A 20,942-nucleotide genomic window follows, 5' to 3' on the forward strand; every position below is an offset into this window, starting at 1 on the left:
GTACACCGTTAGCATGTCCTTACGTCGCCAAAGCAGGATTCAAAATATGCTTCACATACTCCCCCGCACTGTGCGCGATCTGTTCCTCCGATGCTTGACCCGCGCCATGGAAGCGGAACGGAGCCAGATACTTCATTCCCGTCAAGTTTGCCATCGCATGCAGTGGTGTCGTCAGCTCTTCGATTGTGAAAAAGTTATAGCCATCACGCGCATAAGCTTGCTCCGGCCCGCCCGCAGAAATTGCCAGCAAGAACTCTTTGTTGTGCAGCTTGTTTCCCTCTGCGCCATAAGCCCAGCCATAGGTTAAAACAGCATCCTGCCATTGCTTCAAAATGGCTGGCGTGCTGTACCAGTAGAACGGGAACTGAAAGACAACCCGGTCATGCTCCATCATGAGCTGTTGTTCTTTTTGCACATCGATCTCGAAAGTAGGGTAAGCCGCATACAAATCGTGAACCGTGATGCTCGCTTCCTGCTTCAGTCTTTCCACCCAGGCTTTGTTCACTTTCGATTGATCCAGATGAGGATGGGCTACAATGACTAATGTTTTCACAGAGCATGCTCCTTTTTATTATACTTTTGATAGATATATAAAATAACAAACTTCACTTTAGTTGTAAACTAACAAACCGTAAGCACCCAATATAATAAGCCATTTCACGCAAAAAGCCGACCGCATCCCCTCACAGGATACTGTCGGCTTTCCATCATCTCTTCTAGCCTACTCTCAAGTCATCGCTTCCTTCTTCCCAAAAAACGTCCTGAGCGCCTTGTAAACCTCACCCTTTTCCCGAATTACACAATGCAAGAACTTCGGCTCCTTGATGTGGCGATACGCTGACATGAGTGTGGAATGCCTATTATACTGATTAACCTCGCCATATCCGAACATGTTGCATCTGTCCATAAGCTCTTTCACCAGCTTCACGCAACGCTCGTTGTCGGACGTCAGGTTGTCGCCATCGGAAAAGTGGAACGGGTAAATGTTGTACTGCGAAGACGGATAGCGGCTGTCGATGATCTCCAGCGCTTTTTTGTAGGCGGAGGAACAAATCGTTCCCCCGCTCTCTCCTTTTGAGAAAAAAGTATCCTCAGTCACTTCTTTTGCATCGGTATGGTGCGCGATGAAGACGATCTCCACTTTTTCGTACTTCGTGCGCAAAAACCGTACCATCCAGAAGAAGAAGCTGCGCGCAATGTACTTTTCGAAGACGCCCATACTGCCCGAAGTATCCATCATGGCAATGATGACGGCGTTCGAGTGCGGCTTGATGATCTCTTCCCACGTTTTGAAGCGCAGGTCGTCCTCGTTGATGCCCAGCTCCAGATCGCTGTAGCCGGCGAGGGCGTTGCGGCGGATCGCTGCGATCAGGGTCCGCTTTTTGTCGATGTTGCCCATCAACCCTTTTTTCCGGACATCGTTGAAACGCGTCTCCTCAATGACAATCTGGTCCTCGTCTTTGCGCTGCAAATTCGGCAGCTCAAGCTCGGCGAAAAGCATTTCCTGCAATTCCTCGACGCTGATTTCAGCTTCGTAGTAATCCACTCCCGGCTGATCCCCAGCCCCTTGGCCTTTTCCCGGACCTTGCGCCTGATCGCCGTCTTTGGCAACGACATCTCCAACCTTGCTGTTTCCTTTGCCTTGACCGCCATGCTTTCCCTTTTGGAAGTTGAATCGCAATCGGTATTCATCCAGGGAGCGAATAGGGATCTTGATAACTTCCCGACCGTTTGACATGATGATGTTTTCTTCGCTTACGAGATCGGGCAGGTTTTTTTTGATCGCTTCTTTCACTTTTTCCTGGTGTCGATTTTGGTCCTGGTACCCTTTGCGGTGCAGCGACCAGTCTTCCCGGGAGACAATGAACGATGGTGCATCTTCCATGCCGTCTCCTCCTAGCAACTGGCGCAGTCTGCGCCGAATATGACGTGCTGGATAAAAAGCGTGAGTGTGCTTTGGCAGGCTGTTCGGGCTTTCAAGCAATTACCTGTTCAGCAAGCTTCCCACGTAACGGAGCAGCTCGTTGGCGCAAACCGGGCAATAGCTGTGCTCTTCGATGAGGCGCTTTGTCACCTCGTTGATCTTTTTCAATTGATGCTCATCCGGCGTTTTGTTCGACGTCGTGATCTTGACGACGTCTTTGAGATCGGCGAACAGCTTCTTCTCGATCGCTTCGCGCAGACGGTCGTGCGTGCTGTAGTCAAAACGCTTCCCTTTTCGCGCGTAGGCCGAGATGCGAATGAGGATTTCTTCACGGAATGCCCGCTTGGCATTTTCCGAGATGCCGATCTGCTCCTCGATCGAACGCATCAGGCGCTCATCTGGGTCCATCTCCTCGCCAGTGACGGGGTCACGAATTTTGTTCATATTGCAATACGCTTCGACGTTGTCGAGGTAATTGTCCATGAGCGTTTTCGCAGACTCCTCGTAGCTGTAGACAAACGCTTTTTGCACTTCTTTTTTCGCCAGCTCGTCGTATTCCTTGCGGGCGCTGGAGATGAAGTTCATATAGCGCTCCCGCTGCTCCTTCGTAATCGACGGATGCTGGTCAAAGCCTTCCTTCAGGGCGCGGAGAATATCCAGCGCATTGATGCACTCCGTATCGCGGCGAATCAGCGCACTGGAGATGCGGTTGATGACATAGCGCGGGTCGATGCCAGCCATGCCTTCGTCCGCGTGCTCGTTTCGCAGCTCCTCCAGGTCGGCACCCTTGAAGCCCTCCACCGATTCGCCATCGTACAGGCGCATTTTTTTCAGCAAATCGGCTCCTTGCTTTTTCGATTCCTTCAAACGAGTAAGAATAGAGAAAATAGCAGCTGACCGCAGCGCATGCGGCGCAATATGCACATGTCCGAGATCCGATTGCTTGATTAATTTCGAATAAATTTTTTCTTCGTCGCTGACCCGCAAGTTATACGGCATCGGCATGACGATAATCCTCGATTGCAAAGCTTCGTTTTTCTTGTTGGCAATAAACGCTTTGTACTCGGATTCATTCGTGTGGGCCACGATCAGCTCATCCGCAGATATCAAGGCAAATCGTCCAGCCTTGAAGTTTCCTTCCTGCGTCAGCGACAGCAAATGCCAAAGGAATTTCTCGTCGCATTTGAGCATTTCCTGGAACTCCATCAGACCGCGGTTGGCCTTGTTCAGCTCCCCGTCAAAGCGATAGGCGCGAGGATCGGACTCGGAGCCGTATTTGGTGATCGTGGAAAAGTCGATGCTGCCTGTCAAATCGGCAATATCCTGCGATTTGGGATCGGAGGGGCTGAATGTACCAATCCCGACGCGATTCGCTTCCGAGAAAAGAATGCGGCAAACCGGGAAGTCTTCGATGCGTCCGCCGTATTCGCTTTCCAGCCTCATGCGGTTGTACGGCGTAAGCTCGCCTTCGATTTTGATGCCCAGTTCTTCCTCTACTTCCGGGCGCAGCTCATGCGGGACCAGATGCAACGGCTCTTCCTGCATCGGGCAGCCGTCAAGCGCGTAAATGGCGCCTGCCTCTGTTCGGGAATACTCCTCCAGCCCCCGTTTGAGCATCGTAACGAGTGTGGATTTACCGCCGCTGACAGGGCCCATCAAGAGCAAGATGCGCTTGCGTACATCCAGACGACGCGCCGCCGAATGGAAATATTCCTCGACCAGCCGCTCGATGGAGCGATCCAGGCCGAAAATTTCCCGGCTGAAAAATTGGTACGAACGTGTGCCATCCTCATTTTCTTCGACACCAGCACTTTTAATCATGTTGTAGACGCGTGAATGAGCCGTCTGGGCAATTTGCGGATTTTTGCGTACCAACTGCAAATACTCGGCGAAAGTCCCTCTCCACATCAGGTTTTCTTCTCGGGCCCGGTGCTCAGCGATCCGTTTTAAAATGTCCATGTTCGACACTCCTCCCTCATAAGCCCCTCTCTCTTCCATAACGACAATGTACTCTCATGTATATGTCTGCCTGCGGTCACGCATTCGCGCGGAACCCGTTTTCTTCAGTTGCCAACAGGCTCATCAAGCCTTTTCATATGTGTATGCGAGACATGAGCACAAGTTTCGGCAATCTTGCCACAAAAATTTTGCACGAAGGCAAATTCATTTTGACCGCATGGAATATTACGGAAATGTAAGGTACGATTGATTGCTTTGTAAGCTAAATCAATAGTTTGTAAGCTAGTCTGTTTTGTACAATAAACTCATCGATCCGAAATCATACACAAAAACTTTATTGATAGAACAACCATGGAGGCCACACATGCACACACAAAAAGATCATGCTGTTCAAATTACAAAAGGACTGTACTTGACTGGAATCGCAACATTGATCATCCTCGCTGTCGTGATGTACCAATGGGTGTACGGGATGCAACTGGACACAGGTGAAATCCTCAGCGTTCCGATTGCTTTGGGCGCTTTCCTGAAGCTTGCGAGCGAGCGCCGGAAGCAGTCTCTTACCTGATCGTTAATCCGTTTGCAAAGTGGGCAGGCTACGCTATAATGGGAGTAGTTTGTTTACGAAAGGAGCTGTCCAACATGGGTACGTTTATCGTAGCGTTGGTCTTCGCAGCTTTTCTGCTCTTCATCTTGACAGCGGGCTACAACGAGGACAAAACCTGGAATCTGTAAGGACAAGCTAACGAGCCATTTGCTGTTTTCAGCACGTTGCTCCCAGGCGAAAAAAAGCAGGTTGCCTGTAATCGGCAACCTGCTTTTTTCATTGTATTTCGCATCCTATGCCTGCTGCTTTTTGTCCGCTTTCTTTTGTGCCTTCTCCGCTGCTTTTTCTGCCTTTTTCTCAGCCTTTTTCGCAGCAATCTCTTCCTTGATTTGTTTTGCCGTCTTATCCGCAGGATCGACGCCCCACTTCGCTGCTTTTTCGGTCAGCTTGGCGAGCTGCTCCTGTTTTTTCGCTTCTTTGGCTGCTTTTTTCGCCGCTTTTTCTGCTTGCTTCGCTACTTTTGCTTCTTGGACAGCAGCTTTTACTTCTTTGGTAGTTTTTCCTGCCGTCTCCACACTCCACTTGGCAGCCTTTTCTGCCCACTTTTCCTGATTTTCAGCTTTTTTCGCCGCTTTCGCAGCCTCGACAGCCGTTTTCAGTTCTTCAACCGTTTTTCCTTCCACCGCAATGCCTAGCTTGGTCGCCAACGCTTGCCATTTTTCCAGGCGATGCTGCGCTTTTTCTTCCTTGCTGTACGTAACGGTTGTATCTGCTGGTTTATCCTGTGCACTCACGACTGAAACTCCGCTGAACAACAATGCTGCCATAGCAATCGACGAGACGAATTTTTTCACGTTTACTTCCTCCTTTTGATGGGCAAAGCATGATCGGTACATAGACTAGCCTACCGCACGTCTTTGGGAAAAGTATGTGAAAAAGCAGGCTTGTCCCGCTTTTGCGACTGACAGCCTGCTTTTCGTATCGCTGACCGTGACATCAGCGTCTTTATGCTTGGGCAAAAACTCCGGTGCGCTCGGTTAATGCCTGGTACAACTCCTCCAAAGCCCCCCGCTGATCGACCGGATACTGCGGTTCGCCGCGATCTTCCATCCAGTTGGTGACCAGGTACGTCTTCATGCCCAATGTCGACGCGACCATGTCTTCTTGCATATGGTTGCCGATCATGATGCACTCGGTCGGCTGTACCCCGAGCTTTTGACAAATCTCCGCGAAGTAGCCTGGATTTGGCTTCGTAAAATGAGACTCTTCATAAACCGTCACCAGCTCGAAATCGTTTGCACTCATCCCGATCCAGGCGAGTCGATGGAAAATCGCTTCGCGTGGAAAAACCGGGTTGGTGGCGACAGCGACGCGGTAACCTTGTGCTTTGGCTGTCTCCACAATTTTTTTGGCCCACGGCGATGGATAAGTCAGATGGGACAGTGTCGGGAACACATCGCGGTAAAAGGAATCGAACAGCGGCCAAACTTCCTCGCGCTCCCACTCACTGTTCGCCGTAAAATACTCGATAAATACTTGCTCGTTCGTCTTGTCCGCATCCTGGTTTACAATCATCGCCTTCGTCGCGTCCCAAATCAGCTTGAGCATCTTCTCGGTATCGTACTTGTCGCCAATGTGCCTGCCCACTTCCACCAAATAGCTTTTGACAAACGGCTCGGTCTGCATTTCCAGAAGCGTACCGTCCAGATCAAACAGGATCGTATTCGTAGTCATTTGCGTTCTCTCCCTTTTTCATAGACCTGCCCTTGGCAACGAGCGAAAAGCTGCTTTGCCATGAACTGGCTCTAGCTAAGCCCCGGAAAACCGATCTGCCGCAAGCCTTCAAACAAAACAATCGCCGCACAGTTGGACAAGTTGACGGAACGCGTAGCTCCGCTCATCGGGATGCGAATCGTTTGCTCCCGGTATTTTTGTGTCAGCTCTTCCGGCAACCCGGTCGTTTCCTTGCCCAAAATAATGTAGTCGCCATCGCGAAAAGTAACGTCCGTATACAGCTTCTCGCCCCACGTCTCCACAAAGTAAAACGTACCGGCTCCCTCTCCCTGCGCGGCGGCAAAATGCTCAAAGCTTTCGTGGTGATGAATGTTCACCGCGTGCCAGTAGTCGAGGCCGGCCCGCTTCAAGTAACGGTCCTCCGTCGAAAAACCAAGCGGATGAATCAAATGCAAATGAGCGCCCGTCGCTGCACAGGAGCGGGCAATATTTCCCGTGTTGGCAGGAATGAGCGGCTCATGCAAAACAATATGTAACGGCATATCGGCAAAACTCCTTGTATATGACGAACTGGGTAATCCAAACCTCTTCTATTATACATAAAGTGTCAGCGTCATGACCACTTGGCCGACACCTGTAACGAACAGCGAGGCTCCTGCATCTAACCTGGAACCCATCCATTACATGCAAAAGGAGTGTCGCTTGAAAATGAACAAGACCAATCGTGTGCAGCTTCGCCTCGCCACGCACGGAGCAGCCCTTTGCTTTGTCGGGATCGCTTCGGCTTGGATGTGGCCGAATTTCGCCGCTTTCCCCGCCATGGAGACGTGCAGCATGATCGCTGGTTATCTCTCGTTTGTGTTCATTGGTCTTAGCTTGCTGATTGGCCCGATCAAATCGTGGCTGCCTGGACGCCTGACAACGGCTTGCTTGTCCATTCGCAGAGATGTCGGCATCTGGGCTGGTCTGACCGAACTTTTGCACGTAGCCCTCGTTCTCATCTTATTTGATGGCGAGCCAAATTTGTTCATCGTCACGGGCAATCAGGCTGACAAGGCAAGCGGATGGCTTGGCTTGTTTCTGCTGACACCTCCCGATCCTGACATGTGGCCCCTGCCAAACTGGAGCTTTTCCGGTGTCGCCAACTATTTGGGGGCGATCGCTTTTGGCCTGTTGCTGGCCCTCTTGTGTACATCGTCCAATCGCGCAGAAAAATGGTTGGGCGGCTCCTCCTGGAAAAGGCTGCATCTGTCCAATCCATGGCTGTTTCTTCTCGTGTTGTTCCACGGCCTGATCTATGTGCAATCCATCAAAGGAGAGCCGCATAGCTTCTCCGACTTGCTCGTCTTCGCCGCCATCGTCTGGCTCGCCCGCAGCGTTTCTTTTGTGCAAACTGTGCGCAAACGCCGACGCTAAAGCTTGTTTACACGCCCCTGATGTGAAAAAAGGCATAACGCATCTGCGGCGTATAGGCGGTCGAGTCTTCATAAGCCCAGTAGCGCATTCGGCTGTCTGTCGTGTGGGCGTTGACCAGCGGCATTTGATTGGCGTCCTTGGCAACGACAATCGTATTGTGCTGAAAGCGCCCATCCCCGTTGAAATCGTAGCAAATGATATCGCCCGGCACGAGGTCGGCAGCCGATGGCTTGGCGACGGCGCGCATCGGCGGGCCTCCTGATTTCAGCAGCAAATACAAGCTGTGAGCCACCGTCCAGCTGTAGCTCCAGTCAGCGCTTTTTCCGGTGCGAATCCACCAGCCCTTGCCTTTTTCCTTGGACATTAGCATGGGAATGCCCCCGGCATACAGGCATTGCGAAATAAAATTCGTGCAGTCGTCTGTAAAGCGAGGGTATGCGGGATTCGTCGTATTCCAGTACCGCTCGGCGTACGCGACTGCCTTTTCCGGCTGGTAGCCTCCCGCCCCGTGCACGACGAGCAGCGGTTGTGCCATAGCGTCTTCGTAGGCAGATGCAGATGCGGATCGGCGCAGCATGATCTCTTCTGCCCGCTCGCTCTTTGGATCGCCTCTCCGCTCCCTCGTACCGACAATCTCCCACTGTCCTGTCGCTTTGTCCAGGCGAAGCTGAAGCAGCCGATTGCTCGCTTCTTCATGCAGGCGACCTTGGAGCAGATACCAGCGCTTTCCCGTCCAGAAAACGGTTATGTCCACAGCACCTGCCGTCTCCAGCCAACAGGTCGGGGCTACACGGCCTTTTACCTGCAACAGCTTGGCCCCCCGCTTGTGCATTTGCTCATATGCGCGGTTCACCCAGCCGCATTCTTCCGCTTGCAAATGCTCTTTTCCCATATAAAAAGGCCGCAGCCGCTCAAGCTGACCGTCCAACCAGGCATGGTGAACCGCATCGAAGTATTCCTTAACAAACGTTCGCCATTCCATCTGCCGCTCCCCCTCTTCCCGCGCTTTTGCCCTCCGCATTCTGCTTCGTCTGGCATCTCACGAACAGAATATGTCAAGGACACCGCATTCAGAAGAAAAGAAAAGCCATCCGTACTAGCGGACAGCTGGATTGGAAGTCGAATGGGCGAAAAGCGGGCCTTCTTCATGCGACAGCAAATATTCTTTGATGGATAACCCGCCTCCGTATCCGACCAGCGCGCCATTCGCCCCGACAACCCGATGGCAAGGAACAATGACAGGGATCGGGTTACGGTTGTTCGCTCCCCCGATCGCCCGCACCGCTTTGGCGGCACCGATGGCGACGGCAATATCCTTGTAGGAGCGCGTCTCCCCGTACGGGATGTTCACAAGCTCATTCCACACCGTTTTTTGAAAAGGCGTGCCGTACAGAACGATAGGAAGCTCAAATGATGTACGCTCGCCAGCAAAATACTGCTCCAGTTGCAGCCTGGCTTGCTCGTTGCTCGCTTCGTTCTTCGTCGGAGTGATTCCGATAAACGTCTTTTTGCACCAGCTGACGAGACGTGGCAATCCTTCCTCTTCATTCGCAAAGTCGATATAGCACAAGCCTTCCTCAGTCGAAGCGAGCAGTAGCGGCCCAATCGGCGATTCCATCGTGGTATAGCCCAATTCTTTTGCCATCGTACATCCTCTCCCTTTCTTTCCTGTGCCTTCCCATGCAAACAAGCATCTTTTTGGCTGCTCGGCAACCAGATCGGATAGAAAATCAGCGTGACAAGCAAGCTTGGCAAATTGCTTTACGGTGAAGCTCGGCAACTCGCTTTATTTCGCTTCCTGCTGCCGATCTTGCTTCTCCTGCTTTTCTTGCTTCGCCAGCAGGCTCATTCCTTTTGCAATCTCATCCTGCACCTCTGCATCTTGCTCCAGCTCCTGCGCCCGCAAGAGTGCGGCTTCCGCTTCGGCTCCCCCGATTTTCCCCAGCGCCCAGGCTGCCGTACCGCGAATGACCGGACGCGGATCGTTGGCCAGCAGGCGCGACAGATGAGGAATAGCCGTGCGATCCTTGAAATGCGCCAATGCCAAAATCGCATTGCGCTGGATCGGCTTTTTGCCGCGCCATGAAGATGACGACAGGCCGAATTTTTCCTTGAACTCCTTGTTGCTCATCTCCAAAAGCGGAATCAGGAGCGGCTTGGCTGTCTCGGGATCAGGCTGAAATTCCGGATGATGGTTGCTGTTGATCCGGCGATTTTTCGGGCAGACTGTCTGGCACGTATCACAGCCGTACAAGCGGTTCCCGATCTTTCCGCGAAATTCGTCTGGAATGAAGTTTTTTACCTGAGTCAAAAATGCGATGCACCGCTGCGCATTGAGCTGTCCGCCCTGCACAAGCGCTCCGGTCGGACAGGCGTCGACACATATATTGCAGTCGCCGCAGCCTTCCTCGATCGGTTGATCCGTCGGCAACGGCAAATTCGTCAACAACTCGCCCAAATAAACCCACGAGCCAAACTCGGGCGTAATCACCGCGCAGTTTTTCCCGACAAAGCCGACGCCAGCCCGTTCTGCGACCGCGCGATCAGACAGCGCGCCCGTATCCACCATCGACTCGATTTTAGCCCCCGGCTCCAGCTCCGCTATGAACTTGGCAAGCTTGTCCAGCTTGTCGCGCAGCACGTGGTGGTAATCCGTGCCCCAAGCGGCCCGGCACAGTATTCCGCGATAAGCACCTGGCTCGGACTTGGGCGGATTCTCCAGCTTGGACGGATACGCCAGCGCGATCGAAATCAAGGATCGCGCCCCATCCAGCAGCAATTCAGGATGGGTGCGCTTTTCCAGGTCCGGCTCTTCAAAGCCGGATTCGTAGCCTTTTTCCCTATGCTCCATCAGTCGTTCCTTGAGTGTCAAAAAAGGGTCAGCGCTGGCAAAACCAATCTTGTCGATGCCGATTTCCTTGGCATAATCAATGATGGACTGCTTCGTCTGTTGCCAGTAGCGCACGTCTTGCTCGTCAATCACAGTTGTTTGATCGCTCCCGTCGCCAACTCGTCACAGCGGTTGTTCCACTTGTTGTCGGCGTGTCCTTTTACTTTCACATACTCTACTTGATGGATATCCATCAGACGAAGCAGTTCTTTCCATAAATCCTGATTTTCGACCTGCTGGCCCTTGCTGTTTTTCCAGCCGTTTTTCAGCCAGCCCTTGTACCATCCCTGCAGGAAACAATTGACCAAATAGGCGCTATCGCTGTACAAGGTCACCTTGCAAGGCTCTTTCAGCGTGCCTAACGCCTTGATCGGCGCAAGCAGCTCCATGCGGTTATTCGTTGTATGTGGTTCGGCACCTGACATCTCCTTGATATGCTGCCCGTACATCAGCACAGCTCCCCAGCCGCCAGGACCGGGATTGCCAGAGCAGGCGCCGTCTGTATAAATCTCAACTTCACGCATCGTCATCGTCTTTGGAAACCTCCTCTGTTGTTTCTATTGTATCGAAGCTTAGTCGCTTCCACAAAAATATTTTGCTATACTACTTTAGAATTGTTCTTCGTTCCAAGCATTGACAAAAAAAGCGGATCGTGTGCGAATTTTTTTATAAAAGGAGTGATTCACGATGAAAGTGCAGCTAGATGCTTCCGTGACCGAGCGCATTCCCGCCTTTTCCCTCGGCGTTTTGCAATACAGTGGCGCTTCTGTCAGCGATTCACCCAAAATGCTGCAAGGTCGTATCAACTATTTTGTAGAAAGTTTGCGGCTCGAACATGAGCTGTCCCGCCTTGCCGATATCGAAGGAGTACGGGAATGGCGCAGCGCTTTTAAAAAAGCGGGAATAGACCCGTCGCGCTATCGCCCGTCATCCGAGGCGCTGCTTCGCCGTCTGTTGCAAGGCAATCCGTTTTTCTGGATCAACAGTGCCGTAGACGTCAATAACTTCTTCTCCGTCTTGCATGCACTTCCCTTTGGCATTTATGACATCGATCATCTTACGGGCGATGTAACTTGCCGTCTGGGACAAGAAACAGATGTGTACGAAGGATTGAACGGCCGCGAAGTACATATGGAAGGCAAGCTGCTGCTTGCGGACGAAAAAGGAGCCTTCGGCAGTCCGATTGTCGATTCCAAACGCACTTGCGTGACCGAGCATAGCCGGAACTTGCTGCAAGTCATCTTCTTCCACGAGCAAGTTGCTGCCGAGAAAAAAGCCGAGATACTCGGATCAGTCGGTCGCATGTTTACCGAAATCAACGGCGGCGAGCTGACTCACACCGCGATCGTCGCTTCTTAGCAAAAAGACGGCCCGTCATGCAGCGTGGCCGTCTTTTTCTGTCTGATTGCCCTTTTGCTTGCGGAACACAACGTGCTCCAGCAGCAAGCAAACGATAACACCGAGCAACAGACCGTTCCCGAACAGGAAGCTGACCAGAGCGGGCAGCTTTTGCCAGGCCGTTGCCGGAACGAACATCACGCCAATCCCGATCAAAAGCGAGCTTCCGCCGACTGTGATCGTTCGCTCATCCATTTTCACCGTTGCGTAATCTTTCAATCCGAATCCGAGAAGCTGCGTATACGAGATGAACATGGCCGCATAAGCGACCGGAGTCGGCAATGCCGCCAAAAAATGAGCGACAGCCGGGAACAAACCGATCAGCATCATCCCGATCATAGCCAGCATAAAAGGCAGGCGGGCCGCCATCTTGGTCGTTTGAATCACCGCAGCAGCAAGCGACAGAGGAATCATCCCGACGACACCGCTCACCCCGGAAAGCAGATGAGACACGCCCGTAAAAATCCCGCCGCGATTGTACTGCGAATCAGTCGGCACCGTCTCCGTCGCTTTTCCCATAACGACCATACTCGTTACCAGGTTCGTCAAAAGGACAAATCCCGTCAGCATGCTGGTCAGCACAACGCCCCAATCCCAGCGCGGCGCTCCCCAGAAGAAGAATGTCGGCCAGGAAATCAGCTGGTCAGCCGGGCGTACAGGGTCCGTCCAGCCCATTGCCGCGTAAAGCACCCAGCCTCCTACCATCCCGAACAGGACGGCAAAGCTGGAAAATCGTTTCGTCCTCATCACCCACACAACCAAAGCGACGATGCCGATAGAGACAAGCGCTACGCCAGGCTGCACTTCTTTTGAATGCTGAAAGCCGATGCCAAGCATCCCGGTTAAAATGTTGCTGCATAAAGAAATAGCAAGCAAAATCATATAAGTTCCCGATACGAGCGGAGTAAACCATCTTTGCAGTTTGCCGATCCAGCCCATCACCCCGAAGGCGACAAACAATAAACCAGCCAGACACATCCCCAGTTGAAACGACTGCCCGATTTCGCGCGGCGCCAGTCCTACGCTTGTTCCCAACTGAGCCAAAATGATAAAGATTCCCCACCACAATCCTGCCGGCCCTTCCAGCATCGGATAACGGTGTCCAATCCACACTTGCAACAGCGAAGCCAAACCGACGAAAAACATCGTCTGCTGCATCAGGTTGCCAATCTCATCTGCCCTCAGGCCGTAAACGTCTCCGATCATCAATGGAACGGCAACACTGCTGGAGACAGCGACAATCATCCACTGCAACGCAGACAAAATGCTCGTGCCTGCGGGCGGCCTGTCATACAATCCGTACTTCAAAACCTTTCACCTCGTTTTCTTACCGACGCTCCTGAGCTTATGCCAAAAGCCCACTGTTAAGAATATCATCATCTGCTTTCCTGGCAAACATGCAAAGGGCAGGAAACTCTCCGAGAGAATTTCCTGCCCCTGTTTTGACACTCTATTTCATCATTTGCTTGATCAGTTCGCGATTGCGGCTCTGGAAAATTTCATTGTGAGACGAAACCATTCCGCTTTCATGTGCTTCCGGCTGAATGTATAGCTTCGCCTGGTTGACCGCATTTGCTGCGTCGTGGAAAGCTCCGGCAATCAAATGCACTTTTCCGTCGTAGGAAATCACATCTCCCGCCGCAAAAATCCCCGGCTCGGAAGTAGCGCCTGTTGTCGTTCCGGCAAGGAAGTATTCATTCGCCATTTCCAGATTCACGTGACTGTTTTGCAAAAGCGATCTGTCGCGCTCATAGCCGTGATTGATAATCACTTCGTCAATCGCCAGCTCCTCTACTTCTCCGGTCAAGTGGTTAGTCAATTCCACCCGCTCGACTTTTTCCTGGTTGGAGCACGCGATCAGCTTGGTAATCGTCGTGTTGAAAAAGCATGTTGCCGAGCTGTTCAACAACTGCGTCACTTGTGCCTCATGGCCGGACAGCGCTTCTTTGCGATAGGTCAGGTACACTTTTTTAGCGATTGGCTCCAGCTCGTTCGCCCAGTCGACTGCGGAGTTGCCGCCCCCGGAAATGATCACGGTTTTGTCCTTGAAGCGGCGCAATGATTTGACGGTATAGCTCAGGTTGGATACTTCGAATTTCTCCGCGCCTTCCAAGTCGATCCGTTGCGGCTCCAAAATTCCCCCGCCGATCGCCAAAATGACGGTTTTGCTATAATGCTGCTCCCCAGCCGAAGTGTGCAGGATGAACACGCCGTTCTCATCCCGGGCAATCCGCTCCACCTTTTGCCCCAACACGACGGTTGGATCGAAAGTTAAGCCTTGCTGAATCAACTGCTCGATCAGCTTTTCGCCCAGCGTAGGCGTCAGGCCGCCGACATCCCAAATCATTTTTTCCGGATAAACGTGGACTTTTCCGCCCAGTCTTGGCTGATATTCAATGACCTTTGTTTTCATTTCCCGCAAGCCGCTGTAAAAGGAAGCGAAAAGTCCTGCTGGCCCTCCGCCGATAATCGTAACGTCAAACAATTCTGCTTGATTCATAGTTCGTTTCTCTCCTTTTTGGCACTTCTTGCGCTGCCAAAAGAGGCAGTAGCGTTTTCTATTGTGCCAGCATATTTTTCACAATGGTCTTGACTCCCAGCTCGATTCCCAGCGGCCCACCTGCTGCGATCGAACTGTCTAACGCGTACATATGTCCGTTTTTGATTGCATTCAGCGAGTTCCATGCGGAGTCGCCTTCCAAATTTTTCAGATAGCCTTGCAATTTTTTCGAAGAGCCGCCGATATCAGACACGAACATATAGTCAGGGTTCATCGCCGCCAATCCTTCCAGGGAAATCTGCTCCCCTTTGGACGACATGTCGACGTATTTGCTTGGCGGTTGCAAGCCAAGGCCAGTTTCCTTGTTGAAAATAAATTGCGTCGTAAAGCCCCAAAATTGCTTTTCTCCCAGCATGATGACGCCAAACGTCTTGTCGCTGAATTTCTTCAATTGCTCTTTGGAATCCGCGATCAATGTCTCGATCCGGGTAATTTCTGTTTCTGCCTTTTGCTCTTTGCCGAAGATTTTGCCATATTCCCGCAAAGCTTTCTGCCAGTTGTTTTCATTGCTGTCTACCGTAATAACCGGAGCGATCTTCTCCAATTTATCGCCATAGCTGCCATAGCGGCCCGACACCATAATAATCAGGTCTGGCCCGACTTCGAGCAGCTTTTCCAGGTTCGGACTCGTCATGGAACCGATATCGGTGATTTTGCTCGATCTGTAGGGAGCGAGTGACTCCCAATCATCCAGAACATTCAAATCTGTAGCGGCTACAGGAGTTTCCTCCAGCAAAAACATATGCTCGAAGTTACGGAAGAATAAGAGCGCGACTTTCTCTGGTTTCTTTTCCAACACGATTTCGCGGCCAAGTGCGTCTACGTATGTTCTCGGCCATTGTCCCGTTTCTTGCTTGGCTTCATCCGCCTTTGCCGGTGGTGTTCCTGCTCCTGCTTGATTATTGCCAGGCTCTGGCGTTCCAGCGCACCCCGCTAAAATACCTGCCAAAAGGACAATCGCTACGAATAATCTTGTGAGTATTTTCATTCTGTCTCCTCCGATATAACGTGAGTTTTGCTTGACCGATCAAACTACGGTCAGTGTAGCAAAACGCATTTTAGATAGGAATGGAGCCATCCTGAAATCCATATGGATTATTCCTGAACCTTCCGCGAAATTCGGCTGGCGAGAGGCCCACCTGCTTTTTGAAGATCCGGCTGAAGTACAAGGCATCAGCATAGCCCACGCTTTTCGCCACCTCGCCGATCGGTGCGTCATTCGCAAGCAGGCTCTCCTTCGCCCGATTGAGACGATAGGCCATCAAATATTTGCCGGGTCCCATCCCCGTGTATTTTTTGAACACATAAAACAAACGGTTTTCATTAATATCATTCAGTTCAGCCAAAGCACGTACGCTCAGCCCATCCATATAGTGCTCGTGTATGTACTTCGATACTTGCTCAAACAGCGCTTGTTCTCCGTCATTGCTTTGGTTGCGGACACAGACAAACAGTTCCTCCAGAACGCAGCGGAAGAGCGTTTCCGTCTGAAAAGCCTGGATTCCGCCCGGTTCTCTCGATGAGCGCCACAATAGCTCCAGCAATTCCAGGAGGCGGGGGCTTTGCCCCGGGTGTAGCTGAAAATGCATGTTCGGCAGGCAAAAGCCAGACGGCTCCGGTGCAACGATCCGGTATAAAACGAGTAAATATTCCCATTTCGTATCGCCGAGGACGCTTCGATTCAGCGGCATTCGCGCGCCACCGTGAAGCACGTTCCCCGGAGTCAGCGTGTACACTTTGCCGCTGAAATCAAAATTGGCTTTGCCCCGCAGCGGAAAAACAAATCCCGGAAAAGGCTCCGTATAATCATCACAGCTCTTCCCTGGCCCGCGCACATAACGACATACTTGCTCCACTCGAAATGAGGTACGCGCAAAATGCTCGGCAAGCTTGTTGATGTCCATCTTTCCTTTCACACACCTTTTGCAATCAAGTGCTACTGCTCAATGTGCGCGTCTACTCCGCTTTTTTGGGACAAGCAATCGCATTCATCCTGCTAAAGACACACTAATTAATCATACTTTTATTGAAATTGATAATCAATCTTATTATCGGTTTCAACTTCATTCTTTTCCATTCCGTAAAAAGTGTCCGCTTCATCGCTTCGATCTTGCCCATTGACAGACAATCGCATCGAGCACGGTTTCAGACGACACGGCTGCTCTTTTACTGTTGGCTCGCGACTTCCAAGTCTTTCAATACCCCAAACTGTGCCTGGTACAAGCGGCTGTATACACCGCCTGCGTCGACCAGATCCCGATGATGTCCCTGCTCGACGATGCCTTGCTCTGTCACCACGACAATCCGATCGGCATCTTTAATAGTTGCCAGCCTGTGGGCGATTACCAGTGTCGTGCGGCCTTTGGACAGCTCGGATAGCGATTGCTGAATCGCCAGCTCTGTCTCCGTATCCAGTGCGGAAGTGGCCTCGTCCAAAATCAGAATCGGCGGGTTTTTCAAGAACATGCGGGCAATCGCCAGCCGCTGCTTTTGCCCCCCAGACAGCTTCACGCCCCGCTCGCCAATGACAGTGTCCATTCCTTGCTCCTGAGCGCGAATAAATTCGTCCAGTCGCGCTCGGCGCGCTGCTTCCCACACTTCCTCTTCGCTCGCATCAAGCTTGCCGTACAAAATGTTTTCGCGAATCGTACCTGTAAACAGGAACACATCCTGCTGCACAATCCCGATTTGTCTGCGCAACGATTCTTGTGTCACCTGACGAATATCGATGCCATCGACAGAAATGGAGCCTTCCTCGACTTCATAAAAACGCGGCACCAAGCTGCAAAGGGTCGTTTTCCCCGCGCCAGACGGACCGACGAATGCGACGGTTTCCCCTTTGTGAATCACCAGATTTACACCGTTGAGCACTCTTTTTTCGCCATCGTAGCCAAAAGAAACGCGATCAAAGCGGATTTCATGCTGGAATGGCTGCATTTCCACTGCATCTGCGGCGTCCGCTACATCCGGTTCTGTATCCAATAGCTCCGTATAGCGCTTGAACCCGGCAAAGCCTTGCGGATAATTTTCCACGATCGCATTGATTTTCTCGATCGGGCGGAAAAACACGTTGGTCAGCAGCAAAAATCCGACAAACTCTCCATAGGAAAGCTCTTGCTGAATGACAAACCACGTTCCGCAGACCATGACGAACAAAGTGACAAAACGCATCATCATATAGCTGATCGATCCGTTTTTGGCAATCAGTTTGTACGAGCTTAACTTGGTCAGGCGGAAACGTCCGTTGTTGACGGCAAACTGCTTTTCTTCATGCGCCTCGTTGGAAAATGCCTTGACGACCCGAATGCCGCCTACACTGTCCTCGATACGGGCGTTAAAGTCTCCAACGTCACGGAAAAGCTGATGAATTGCCTGCGTCATCTTTTTGTTGAAATGAACGACGACCCAAATAATAACTGGCACGACGACAAAGGTCAGCACAGCAAGCTTCCAGTTGATAGACAGCATCAACGCAAATGAACCGACAAGAGTCATGATCGCGATAAACAAATCTTCCGGTCCGTGGTGCGCCATCTCGCCAATCATATTCATATCGTTGGTCAAGCGTCCGATCAGGTGCCCTGTCTTCGAATTGTCAAAGAAACGGAACGAGAGCTTCTGGATGTGTGCAAACAACTTTCGCCGCATATCCGTCTCAATGTTAATCCCCAGCATATGCCCCCAATAGTTGACGATGTACATCAACAGGGTATTCACTACGTACAGGGCAAGCAATCCGAGCGATGCCCACACAATCAGTCCCCATTTGCCGCCTGGCAACAGGTCATCAATGAAGGCATTCACGGCTACCGGGAACGCCAGCTCCAGAAGCCCGGCGATAATGGCGCAGCCAAAATCAAGCATGAACAACCATTTGTATGGTCGATAATAGGAGAAAAATCGTCGAATCAAAAGCTGTACCCCCTCCTTGGTATTTCCATGCTATTTGATTATCACTTGTGCAAGCCAATGCGAGTGGCAGATGGGATAAGTCACTGTCAGATAATAATGATAATCAATTGCACTCATAGTATAGCAACGAGTCCACTGAAAGAAAATGGCACATTCATGAATACACATGGAATATTCATGAATCGCGCTGAAACTCGCTCGGAGATAGCCCCGTATATTTTTTGAAGCGCTTGCTGAAATACAGCGGATCAGCAAAACCCGTCCTTTGTGCAACTTCCTTGATGCTCATCTGATTTTGAAATATATTCAGTAAATTTTTCGCCTGGTTGAGTCTGTACCTGTTCAAATACTCGCCTGGACTGATTTTCAAATGCTTTTGAAACAAATAAGCCAGTCTGTTGACATTGATCTGGTGCAACTCAGCAAGCCGATTGATACTCAGATTCTCCATGTAATGATCATGAATGTAATCAAGCAACCGTTCCAAAAGCAGGCGTCCTTCGTCTTTTTCACTATGCTGGACAAGCGCAAACAACTCGTTGAGGATTCCGTACCACAGCTCTTTGACACGCAGCTTGTACAAGTCTCCCGGGCTGCTCCAAAATCGTTCCAAATGTCTGAGCTTTTCCTGCAATGGCACACTCTGCTCAACGAGGCGCAGCATGTAATGCTTCTCAGCAAAGTTGTACTGGTCTGCTGTTTTCTGATGATCAACCTGATAAAGCACGAGAATATATGACCACTTCTTGTCTCCGATCACCTTGCGATCCAATCGCATATTCGGGCCGGCATGCACGACCATTCCTGGCTCCATGTCGTATTCCATACCGTCAAACCACATCTTTGCGTTCCCGGATAGCGGAAAAATAAAACCGGAGTACAAGCCTGTCCGCCCGCCAAAATACTTCATACCCGGCTGGCGCTCTTCCAGTGACACACTCATGATCGTCATCGACTCTTTTGCATAGTAATCGATTAACCGTCCAACTTCTCTTTTATCCATTTCCAACCCACCTGCTATAAATGAGGCTGAGGAGGCCCGCCTTTATTCAGCAGCATCCTGCCTAGCACATTTTTAAATTTACCCCTTGTGAAAATTTCAGTTCTCGTATATTATAATAGATAATGATAATCATTTTCAATTATTGAGGATATGCAAAGTGTAATCCCCTCCGTTAGCTGATGTCTTTTTCTAAAATCAAGCTTATCCATAACAAAAAACCCTAAGGAAGTGCTTCCTTAGAGCTTGATTACATAGATGGTGCCGGTGAAGGGACTTGAACCCCCACGGTTTCCCTCACGATTTTGAGTCGCGCGCGTCTGCCATTCCGCCACACCGGCAATTAAGTTGGAGGAGGCACCCGGATTTGAACCGGGGATAAGGGTTTTGCAGACCCGTGCCTTACCCCTTGGCTATGCCTCCACGTATAGATTTGATGAAAAATGGAGCGGACGACGGGTCTCGAACCCGCGACCTTCGCCTTGGCAAGGCGACGCTCTACCAATTGAGCTACGTCCGCATATAAATGGCTGGGGTACTAGGATTTGAACCTAGGAATGACGGAGTCAAAGTCCGTTGCCTTACCGCTTGGCTATACCCCAATAAGTAATCCCCAACTTTGAAAATCATATGGGGCGATCGATGGGACTTGAACCCACGAGTGCCGGAGCCACAATCCGGTGCGTTAACCCCTTCGCCACGACCGCCATATTCACTATTGCTTTTTAAAAATGGCAGGGGCAGTAGGAATCGAACCCACACCAAAGGTTTTGGAGACCTTCGTTCTACCGTTAAACTATGCCCCTACACATGGTGGCTCGGGACGGAATCGAACCGCCGACACGAGGATTTTCAGTCCTCTGCTCTACCGACTGAGCTACCGAGCCATAATTATTGCATACGCCATTCTTTTTGTCAAGAAATGGCGGAGCTGACGGGACTCGAACCCGCGACCTCCGGTGTGACAGACCGGCGTGAACTCCAACTTCACCACAGCTCCATATTAGGTTGCAGCCAATTCCCGTTAAGGAAAATTTGGTTGCGGGAGCAGGATTTGAACCTGCGACCTTCGGGTTATGAGCCCGACGAGCTACCGAGCTGCTCCATCCCGCGACGATTTTATAGAAGCAATTGTCAGCGTTGCCGCATCGTGCAGCGTTTTTTTGCTGACTATCCTTCAAAATAGTAAATGGTGGAGGCTGACGGGATCGAACCGCCGACCCTCTGCTTGTAAGGCAGATGCTCTCCCAGCTGAGCTAAGCCTCCATACTCCCCGACTTTGTCAGGGACCCAACAAGTAGTTGGGATTCATAGGTGACCCGTAGGGGATTCGAACCCCTGTATGACAGCGTGAAAGGCTGCTGTGTTAAACCGCTTCACCAACGGGCCAAGATGGCGGATGGAGTGGGATTTGAACCCACGAGACGGGTCAACCCCGCCTACACGATTTCCAATCGTGCTCCTTCGGCCGCTCGGACATCCATCCATATGGCTCCTCGGGACGGACTCGAACCGCCGACCGATCGGTTAACAGCCGATTGCTCTACCAACTGAGCTACCGAGGAACGTTGAAGGATTTATTCCTTCAAAACTGAATACGCA

General features: G+C 51.3%; 19 protein-coding genes and 13 tRNA genes. 3 read left to right on the forward strand and 29 right to left on the reverse strand.

Annotation, left to right across the window (positions count from 1 at the left end; translation table 11 throughout):
• Positions 1–19 precede the first annotated feature (19 nt).
• From IRJ17_RS27090 to IRJ17_RS27100, 3 genes are all read right to left on the reverse strand, one after another.
• A complete protein-coding gene (locus tag IRJ17_RS27090; protein WP_242772514.1) occupies positions 20–553 on the reverse strand; it encodes an NAD(P)H-dependent oxidoreductase in 534 nt (177 codons plus the stop codon).
• A gap of 174 nt (positions 554–727) precedes the next feature.
• Positions 728–1,885 (reverse strand): sporulation protein YhbH, encoded by a 1,158-nt coding sequence (gene yhbH / locus IRJ17_RS27095; protein WP_122962677.1) that lies wholly within the window; start codon positions 1,883–1,885, stop codon positions 728–730.
• A 99-nt stretch (positions 1,886–1,984) separates the two neighbouring features.
• A complete protein-coding gene (locus IRJ17_RS27100; RefSeq protein WP_063229640.1) occupies positions 1,985–3,883 on the reverse strand; it encodes a PrkA family serine protein kinase in 1,899 nt (632 codons plus the stop codon).
• 364 nt (positions 3,884–4,247) lie between these two features.
• Here IRJ17_RS27100 and IRJ17_RS27105 point away from each other — a divergent pair, with 364 nt between their 5' ends.
• Positions 4,248–4,451: a hypothetical protein gene (locus IRJ17_RS27105; RefSeq protein WP_242772516.1), complete on the forward strand. Its 204-nt coding sequence runs from the start codon at positions 4,248–4,250 to the stop codon at positions 4,449–4,451.
• Between the two features lie 272 nt (positions 4,452–4,723).
• Here the strand turns inward: IRJ17_RS27105 and IRJ17_RS27110 are convergent, their stop codons facing one another.
• From IRJ17_RS27110 to trmL, 3 genes are all read right to left on the reverse strand, one after another.
• Positions 4,724–5,284 carry a hypothetical protein gene (locus IRJ17_RS27110; RefSeq protein ID WP_242772519.1) on the reverse strand — a complete coding sequence of 187 codons (561 nt, stop codon included), beginning with the start codon at positions 5,282–5,284 and terminating at the stop codon, positions 4,724–4,726.
• A gap of 151 nt (positions 5,285–5,435) precedes the next feature.
• Entirely contained in the window at positions 5,436–6,164 is a 729-nt protein-coding gene (locus IRJ17_RS27115; RefSeq protein ID WP_242772522.1) for an HAD family hydrolase, read from the reverse strand.
• A gap of 71 nt (positions 6,165–6,235) precedes the next feature.
• Complete coding sequence (trmL, locus tag IRJ17_RS27120; RefSeq protein ID WP_122962673.1) at positions 6,236–6,706, reverse strand: tRNA (uridine(34)/cytosine(34)/5-carboxymethylaminomethyluridine(34)-2'-O)-methyltransferase TrmL; 471 nt, start codon at positions 6,704–6,706, stop codon at positions 6,236–6,238.
• Between the two features lie 166 nt (positions 6,707–6,872).
• Here trmL and IRJ17_RS27125 point away from each other — a divergent pair, with 166 nt between their 5' ends.
• Entirely contained in the window at positions 6,873–7,580 is a 708-nt protein-coding gene (locus tag IRJ17_RS27125) for a ferric reductase-like transmembrane domain-containing protein (RefSeq protein ID WP_242772525.1), read from the forward strand.
• 7 nt (positions 7,581–7,587) lie between these two features.
• Here the strand turns inward: IRJ17_RS27125 and IRJ17_RS27130 are convergent, their stop codons facing one another.
• The 4 genes from IRJ17_RS27130 to rnhA form a co-directional block, all read right to left on the reverse strand.
• Positions 7,588–8,562 carry an amidase domain-containing protein gene (locus IRJ17_RS27130; RefSeq protein WP_173598238.1) on the reverse strand — a complete coding sequence of 325 codons (975 nt, stop codon included), beginning with the start codon at positions 8,560–8,562 and terminating at the stop codon, positions 7,588–7,590.
• 114 nt (positions 8,563–8,676) lie between these two features.
• Positions 8,677–9,225, reverse strand: a complete 549-nt coding sequence (locus IRJ17_RS27135; protein ID WP_173598237.1) for a methylated-DNA--[protein]-cysteine S-methyltransferase — start codon at positions 9,223–9,225, stop codon at positions 8,677–8,679.
• A 141-nt stretch (positions 9,226–9,366) separates the two neighbouring features.
• Entirely contained in the window at positions 9,367–10,563 is a 1,197-nt protein-coding gene (gene queG / locus IRJ17_RS27140) for a tRNA epoxyqueuosine(34) reductase QueG (RefSeq protein ID WP_122962670.1), read from the reverse strand.
• Positions 10,560–11,000 carry a ribonuclease HI gene (rnhA, locus tag IRJ17_RS27145; protein WP_173600078.1) on the reverse strand — a complete coding sequence of 147 codons (441 nt, stop codon included), beginning with the start codon at positions 10,998–11,000 and terminating at the stop codon, positions 10,560–10,562. Before rnhA ends, queG begins: the two co-directional genes overlap by 4 nt.
• 157 nt (positions 11,001–11,157) lie before the next feature.
• Between rnhA and IRJ17_RS27150 the strand changes: the two genes are divergently transcribed.
• A complete protein-coding gene (locus IRJ17_RS27150) occupies positions 11,158–11,829 on the forward strand; it encodes a B3/B4 domain-containing protein (protein WP_122962668.1) in 672 nt (223 codons plus the stop codon).
• Positions 11,830–11,844: 15 nt separating this feature from the next.
• Here the strand turns inward: IRJ17_RS27150 and IRJ17_RS27155 are convergent, their stop codons facing one another.
• The 19 genes from IRJ17_RS27155 to IRJ17_RS27245 form a co-directional block, all read right to left on the reverse strand.
• Positions 11,845–13,176, reverse strand: a complete 1,332-nt coding sequence (locus IRJ17_RS27155) for a purine/pyrimidine permease (protein WP_122962667.1) — start codon at positions 13,174–13,176, stop codon at positions 11,845–11,847.
• 142 nt (positions 13,177–13,318) lie between these two features.
• Entirely contained in the window at positions 13,319–14,368 is a 1,050-nt protein-coding gene (locus IRJ17_RS27160) for an NAD(P)/FAD-dependent oxidoreductase (protein WP_122962666.1), read from the reverse strand.
• 58 nt (positions 14,369–14,426) lie between these two features.
• Complete coding sequence (locus tag IRJ17_RS27165) at positions 14,427–15,416, reverse strand: ABC transporter substrate-binding protein (protein WP_122962665.1); 990 nt, start codon at positions 15,414–15,416, stop codon at positions 14,427–14,429.
• A gap of 70 nt (positions 15,417–15,486) precedes the next feature.
• The gene (locus tag IRJ17_RS27170; RefSeq protein WP_122962664.1) at positions 15,487–16,332 is read right to left on the reverse strand and encodes a helix-turn-helix domain-containing protein; all 846 of its coding nucleotides are present in this window, start codon (positions 16,330–16,332) and stop codon (positions 15,487–15,489) included.
• A gap of 262 nt (positions 16,333–16,594) precedes the next feature.
• Positions 16,595–18,340 (reverse strand): ABC transporter ATP-binding protein, encoded by a 1,746-nt coding sequence (locus IRJ17_RS27175; protein WP_122962663.1) that lies wholly within the window; start codon positions 18,338–18,340, stop codon positions 16,595–16,597.
• A 175-nt stretch (positions 18,341–18,515) separates the two neighbouring features.
• Positions 18,516–19,343 (reverse strand): helix-turn-helix transcriptional regulator, encoded by an 828-nt coding sequence (locus IRJ17_RS27180; RefSeq protein ID WP_122962662.1) that lies wholly within the window; start codon positions 19,341–19,343, stop codon positions 18,516–18,518.
• A gap of 256 nt (positions 19,344–19,599) precedes the next feature.
• Positions 19,600–19,681 (reverse strand) — tRNA-Leu (locus tag IRJ17_RS27185).
• Positions 19,682–19,689: 8 nt separating this feature from the next.
• Positions 19,690–19,763: transfer RNA gene (locus IRJ17_RS27190), tRNA-Cys, on the reverse strand.
• 21 nt (positions 19,764–19,784) lie between these two features.
• Positions 19,785–19,860 (reverse strand) — tRNA-Gly (locus IRJ17_RS27195).
• Between the two features lie 7 nt (positions 19,861–19,867).
• A tRNA-Gln gene (locus IRJ17_RS27200) sits at positions 19,868–19,942 on the reverse strand.
• Positions 19,943–19,971: 29 nt separating this feature from the next.
• A tRNA-His gene (locus tag IRJ17_RS27205) sits at positions 19,972–20,047 on the reverse strand.
• A 25-nt stretch (positions 20,048–20,072) separates the two neighbouring features.
• Positions 20,073–20,146 (reverse strand) — tRNA-Trp (locus IRJ17_RS27210).
• A 5-nt stretch (positions 20,147–20,151) separates the two neighbouring features.
• Positions 20,152–20,227 (reverse strand) — tRNA-Phe (locus IRJ17_RS27215).
• 36 nt (positions 20,228–20,263) lie between these two features.
• Positions 20,264–20,340 (reverse strand) — tRNA-Asp (locus tag IRJ17_RS27220).
• A 36-nt stretch (positions 20,341–20,376) separates the two neighbouring features.
• Positions 20,377–20,453, reverse strand: a tRNA-Met gene (locus IRJ17_RS27225).
• A 77-nt stretch (positions 20,454–20,530) separates the two neighbouring features.
• A tRNA-Val gene (locus tag IRJ17_RS27230) sits at positions 20,531–20,606 on the reverse strand.
• A 49-nt stretch (positions 20,607–20,655) separates the two neighbouring features.
• Positions 20,656–20,729: transfer RNA gene (locus tag IRJ17_RS27235), tRNA-Glu, on the reverse strand.
• A 4-nt stretch (positions 20,730–20,733) separates the two neighbouring features.
• Positions 20,734–20,826 (reverse strand) — tRNA-Ser (locus tag IRJ17_RS27240).
• A 3-nt stretch (positions 20,827–20,829) separates the two neighbouring features.
• Positions 20,830–20,905 (reverse strand) — tRNA-Asn (locus IRJ17_RS27245).
• Positions 20,906–20,942 lie beyond the last annotated feature (37 nt).

Source organism: Brevibacillus parabrevis, assembly GCF_022701015.1.
Taxonomy (GTDB): Bacteria; Bacillota; Bacilli; order Brevibacillales; family Brevibacillaceae; genus Brevibacillus; species Brevibacillus parabrevis.

Bases quoted from the DNA above. Each gene is read 5' to 3' on its own strand.
- yhbH (WP_122962677.1), bottom strand. From the start codon at position 1,885: ATGGAAGATGCACCATCGTTCATTGTCTCCCGGGAAGACTGGTCGCTG.
- IRJ17_RS27100 (WP_063229640.1), bottom strand. From the start codon at position 3,883: ATGGACATTTTAAAACGGATCGCTGAGCACCGGGCCCGAGAAGAAAAC.
- IRJ17_RS27105 (WP_242772516.1), top strand. From the start codon at position 4,248: ATGCACACACAAAAAGATCATGCTGTTCAAATTACAAAAGGACTGTAC.
- IRJ17_RS27115 (WP_242772522.1), bottom strand. From the start codon at position 6,164: ATGACTACGAATACGATCCTGTTTGATCTGGACGGTACGCTTCTGGAA.
- trmL (WP_122962673.1), bottom strand. From the start codon at position 6,706: ATGCCGTTACATATTGTTTTGCATGAGCCGCTCATTCCTGCCAACACG.
- IRJ17_RS27125 (WP_242772525.1), top strand. From the start codon at position 6,873: ATGAACAAGACCAATCGTGTGCAGCTTCGCCTCGCCACGCACGGAGCA.
- IRJ17_RS27130 (WP_173598238.1), bottom strand. From the start codon at position 8,562: ATGGAATGGCGAACGTTTGTTAAGGAATACTTCGATGCGGTTCACCAT.
- IRJ17_RS27135 (WP_173598237.1), bottom strand. From the start codon at position 9,225: ATGGCAAAAGAATTGGGCTATACCACGATGGAATCGCCGATTGGGCCG.
- rnhA (WP_173600078.1), bottom strand. From the start codon at position 11,000: ATGACGATGCGTGAAGTTGAGATTTATACAGACGGCGCCTGCTCTGGC.
- IRJ17_RS27150 (WP_122962668.1), top strand. From the start codon at position 11,158: ATGAAAGTGCAGCTAGATGCTTCCGTGACCGAGCGCATTCCCGCCTTT.
- IRJ17_RS27160 (WP_122962666.1), bottom strand. From the start codon at position 14,368: ATGAATCAAGCAGAATTGTTTGACGTTACGATTATCGGCGGAGGGCCA.
- IRJ17_RS27165 (WP_122962665.1), bottom strand. From the start codon at position 15,416: ATGAAAATACTCACAAGATTATTCGTAGCGATTGTCCTTTTGGCAGGT.
- IRJ17_RS27170 (WP_122962664.1), bottom strand. From the start codon at position 16,332: ATGGACATCAACAAGCTTGCCGAGCATTTTGCGCGTACCTCATTTCGA.
- IRJ17_RS27180 (WP_122962662.1), bottom strand. From the start codon at position 19,343: ATGGATAAAAGAGAAGTTGGACGGTTAATCGATTACTATGCAAAAGAG.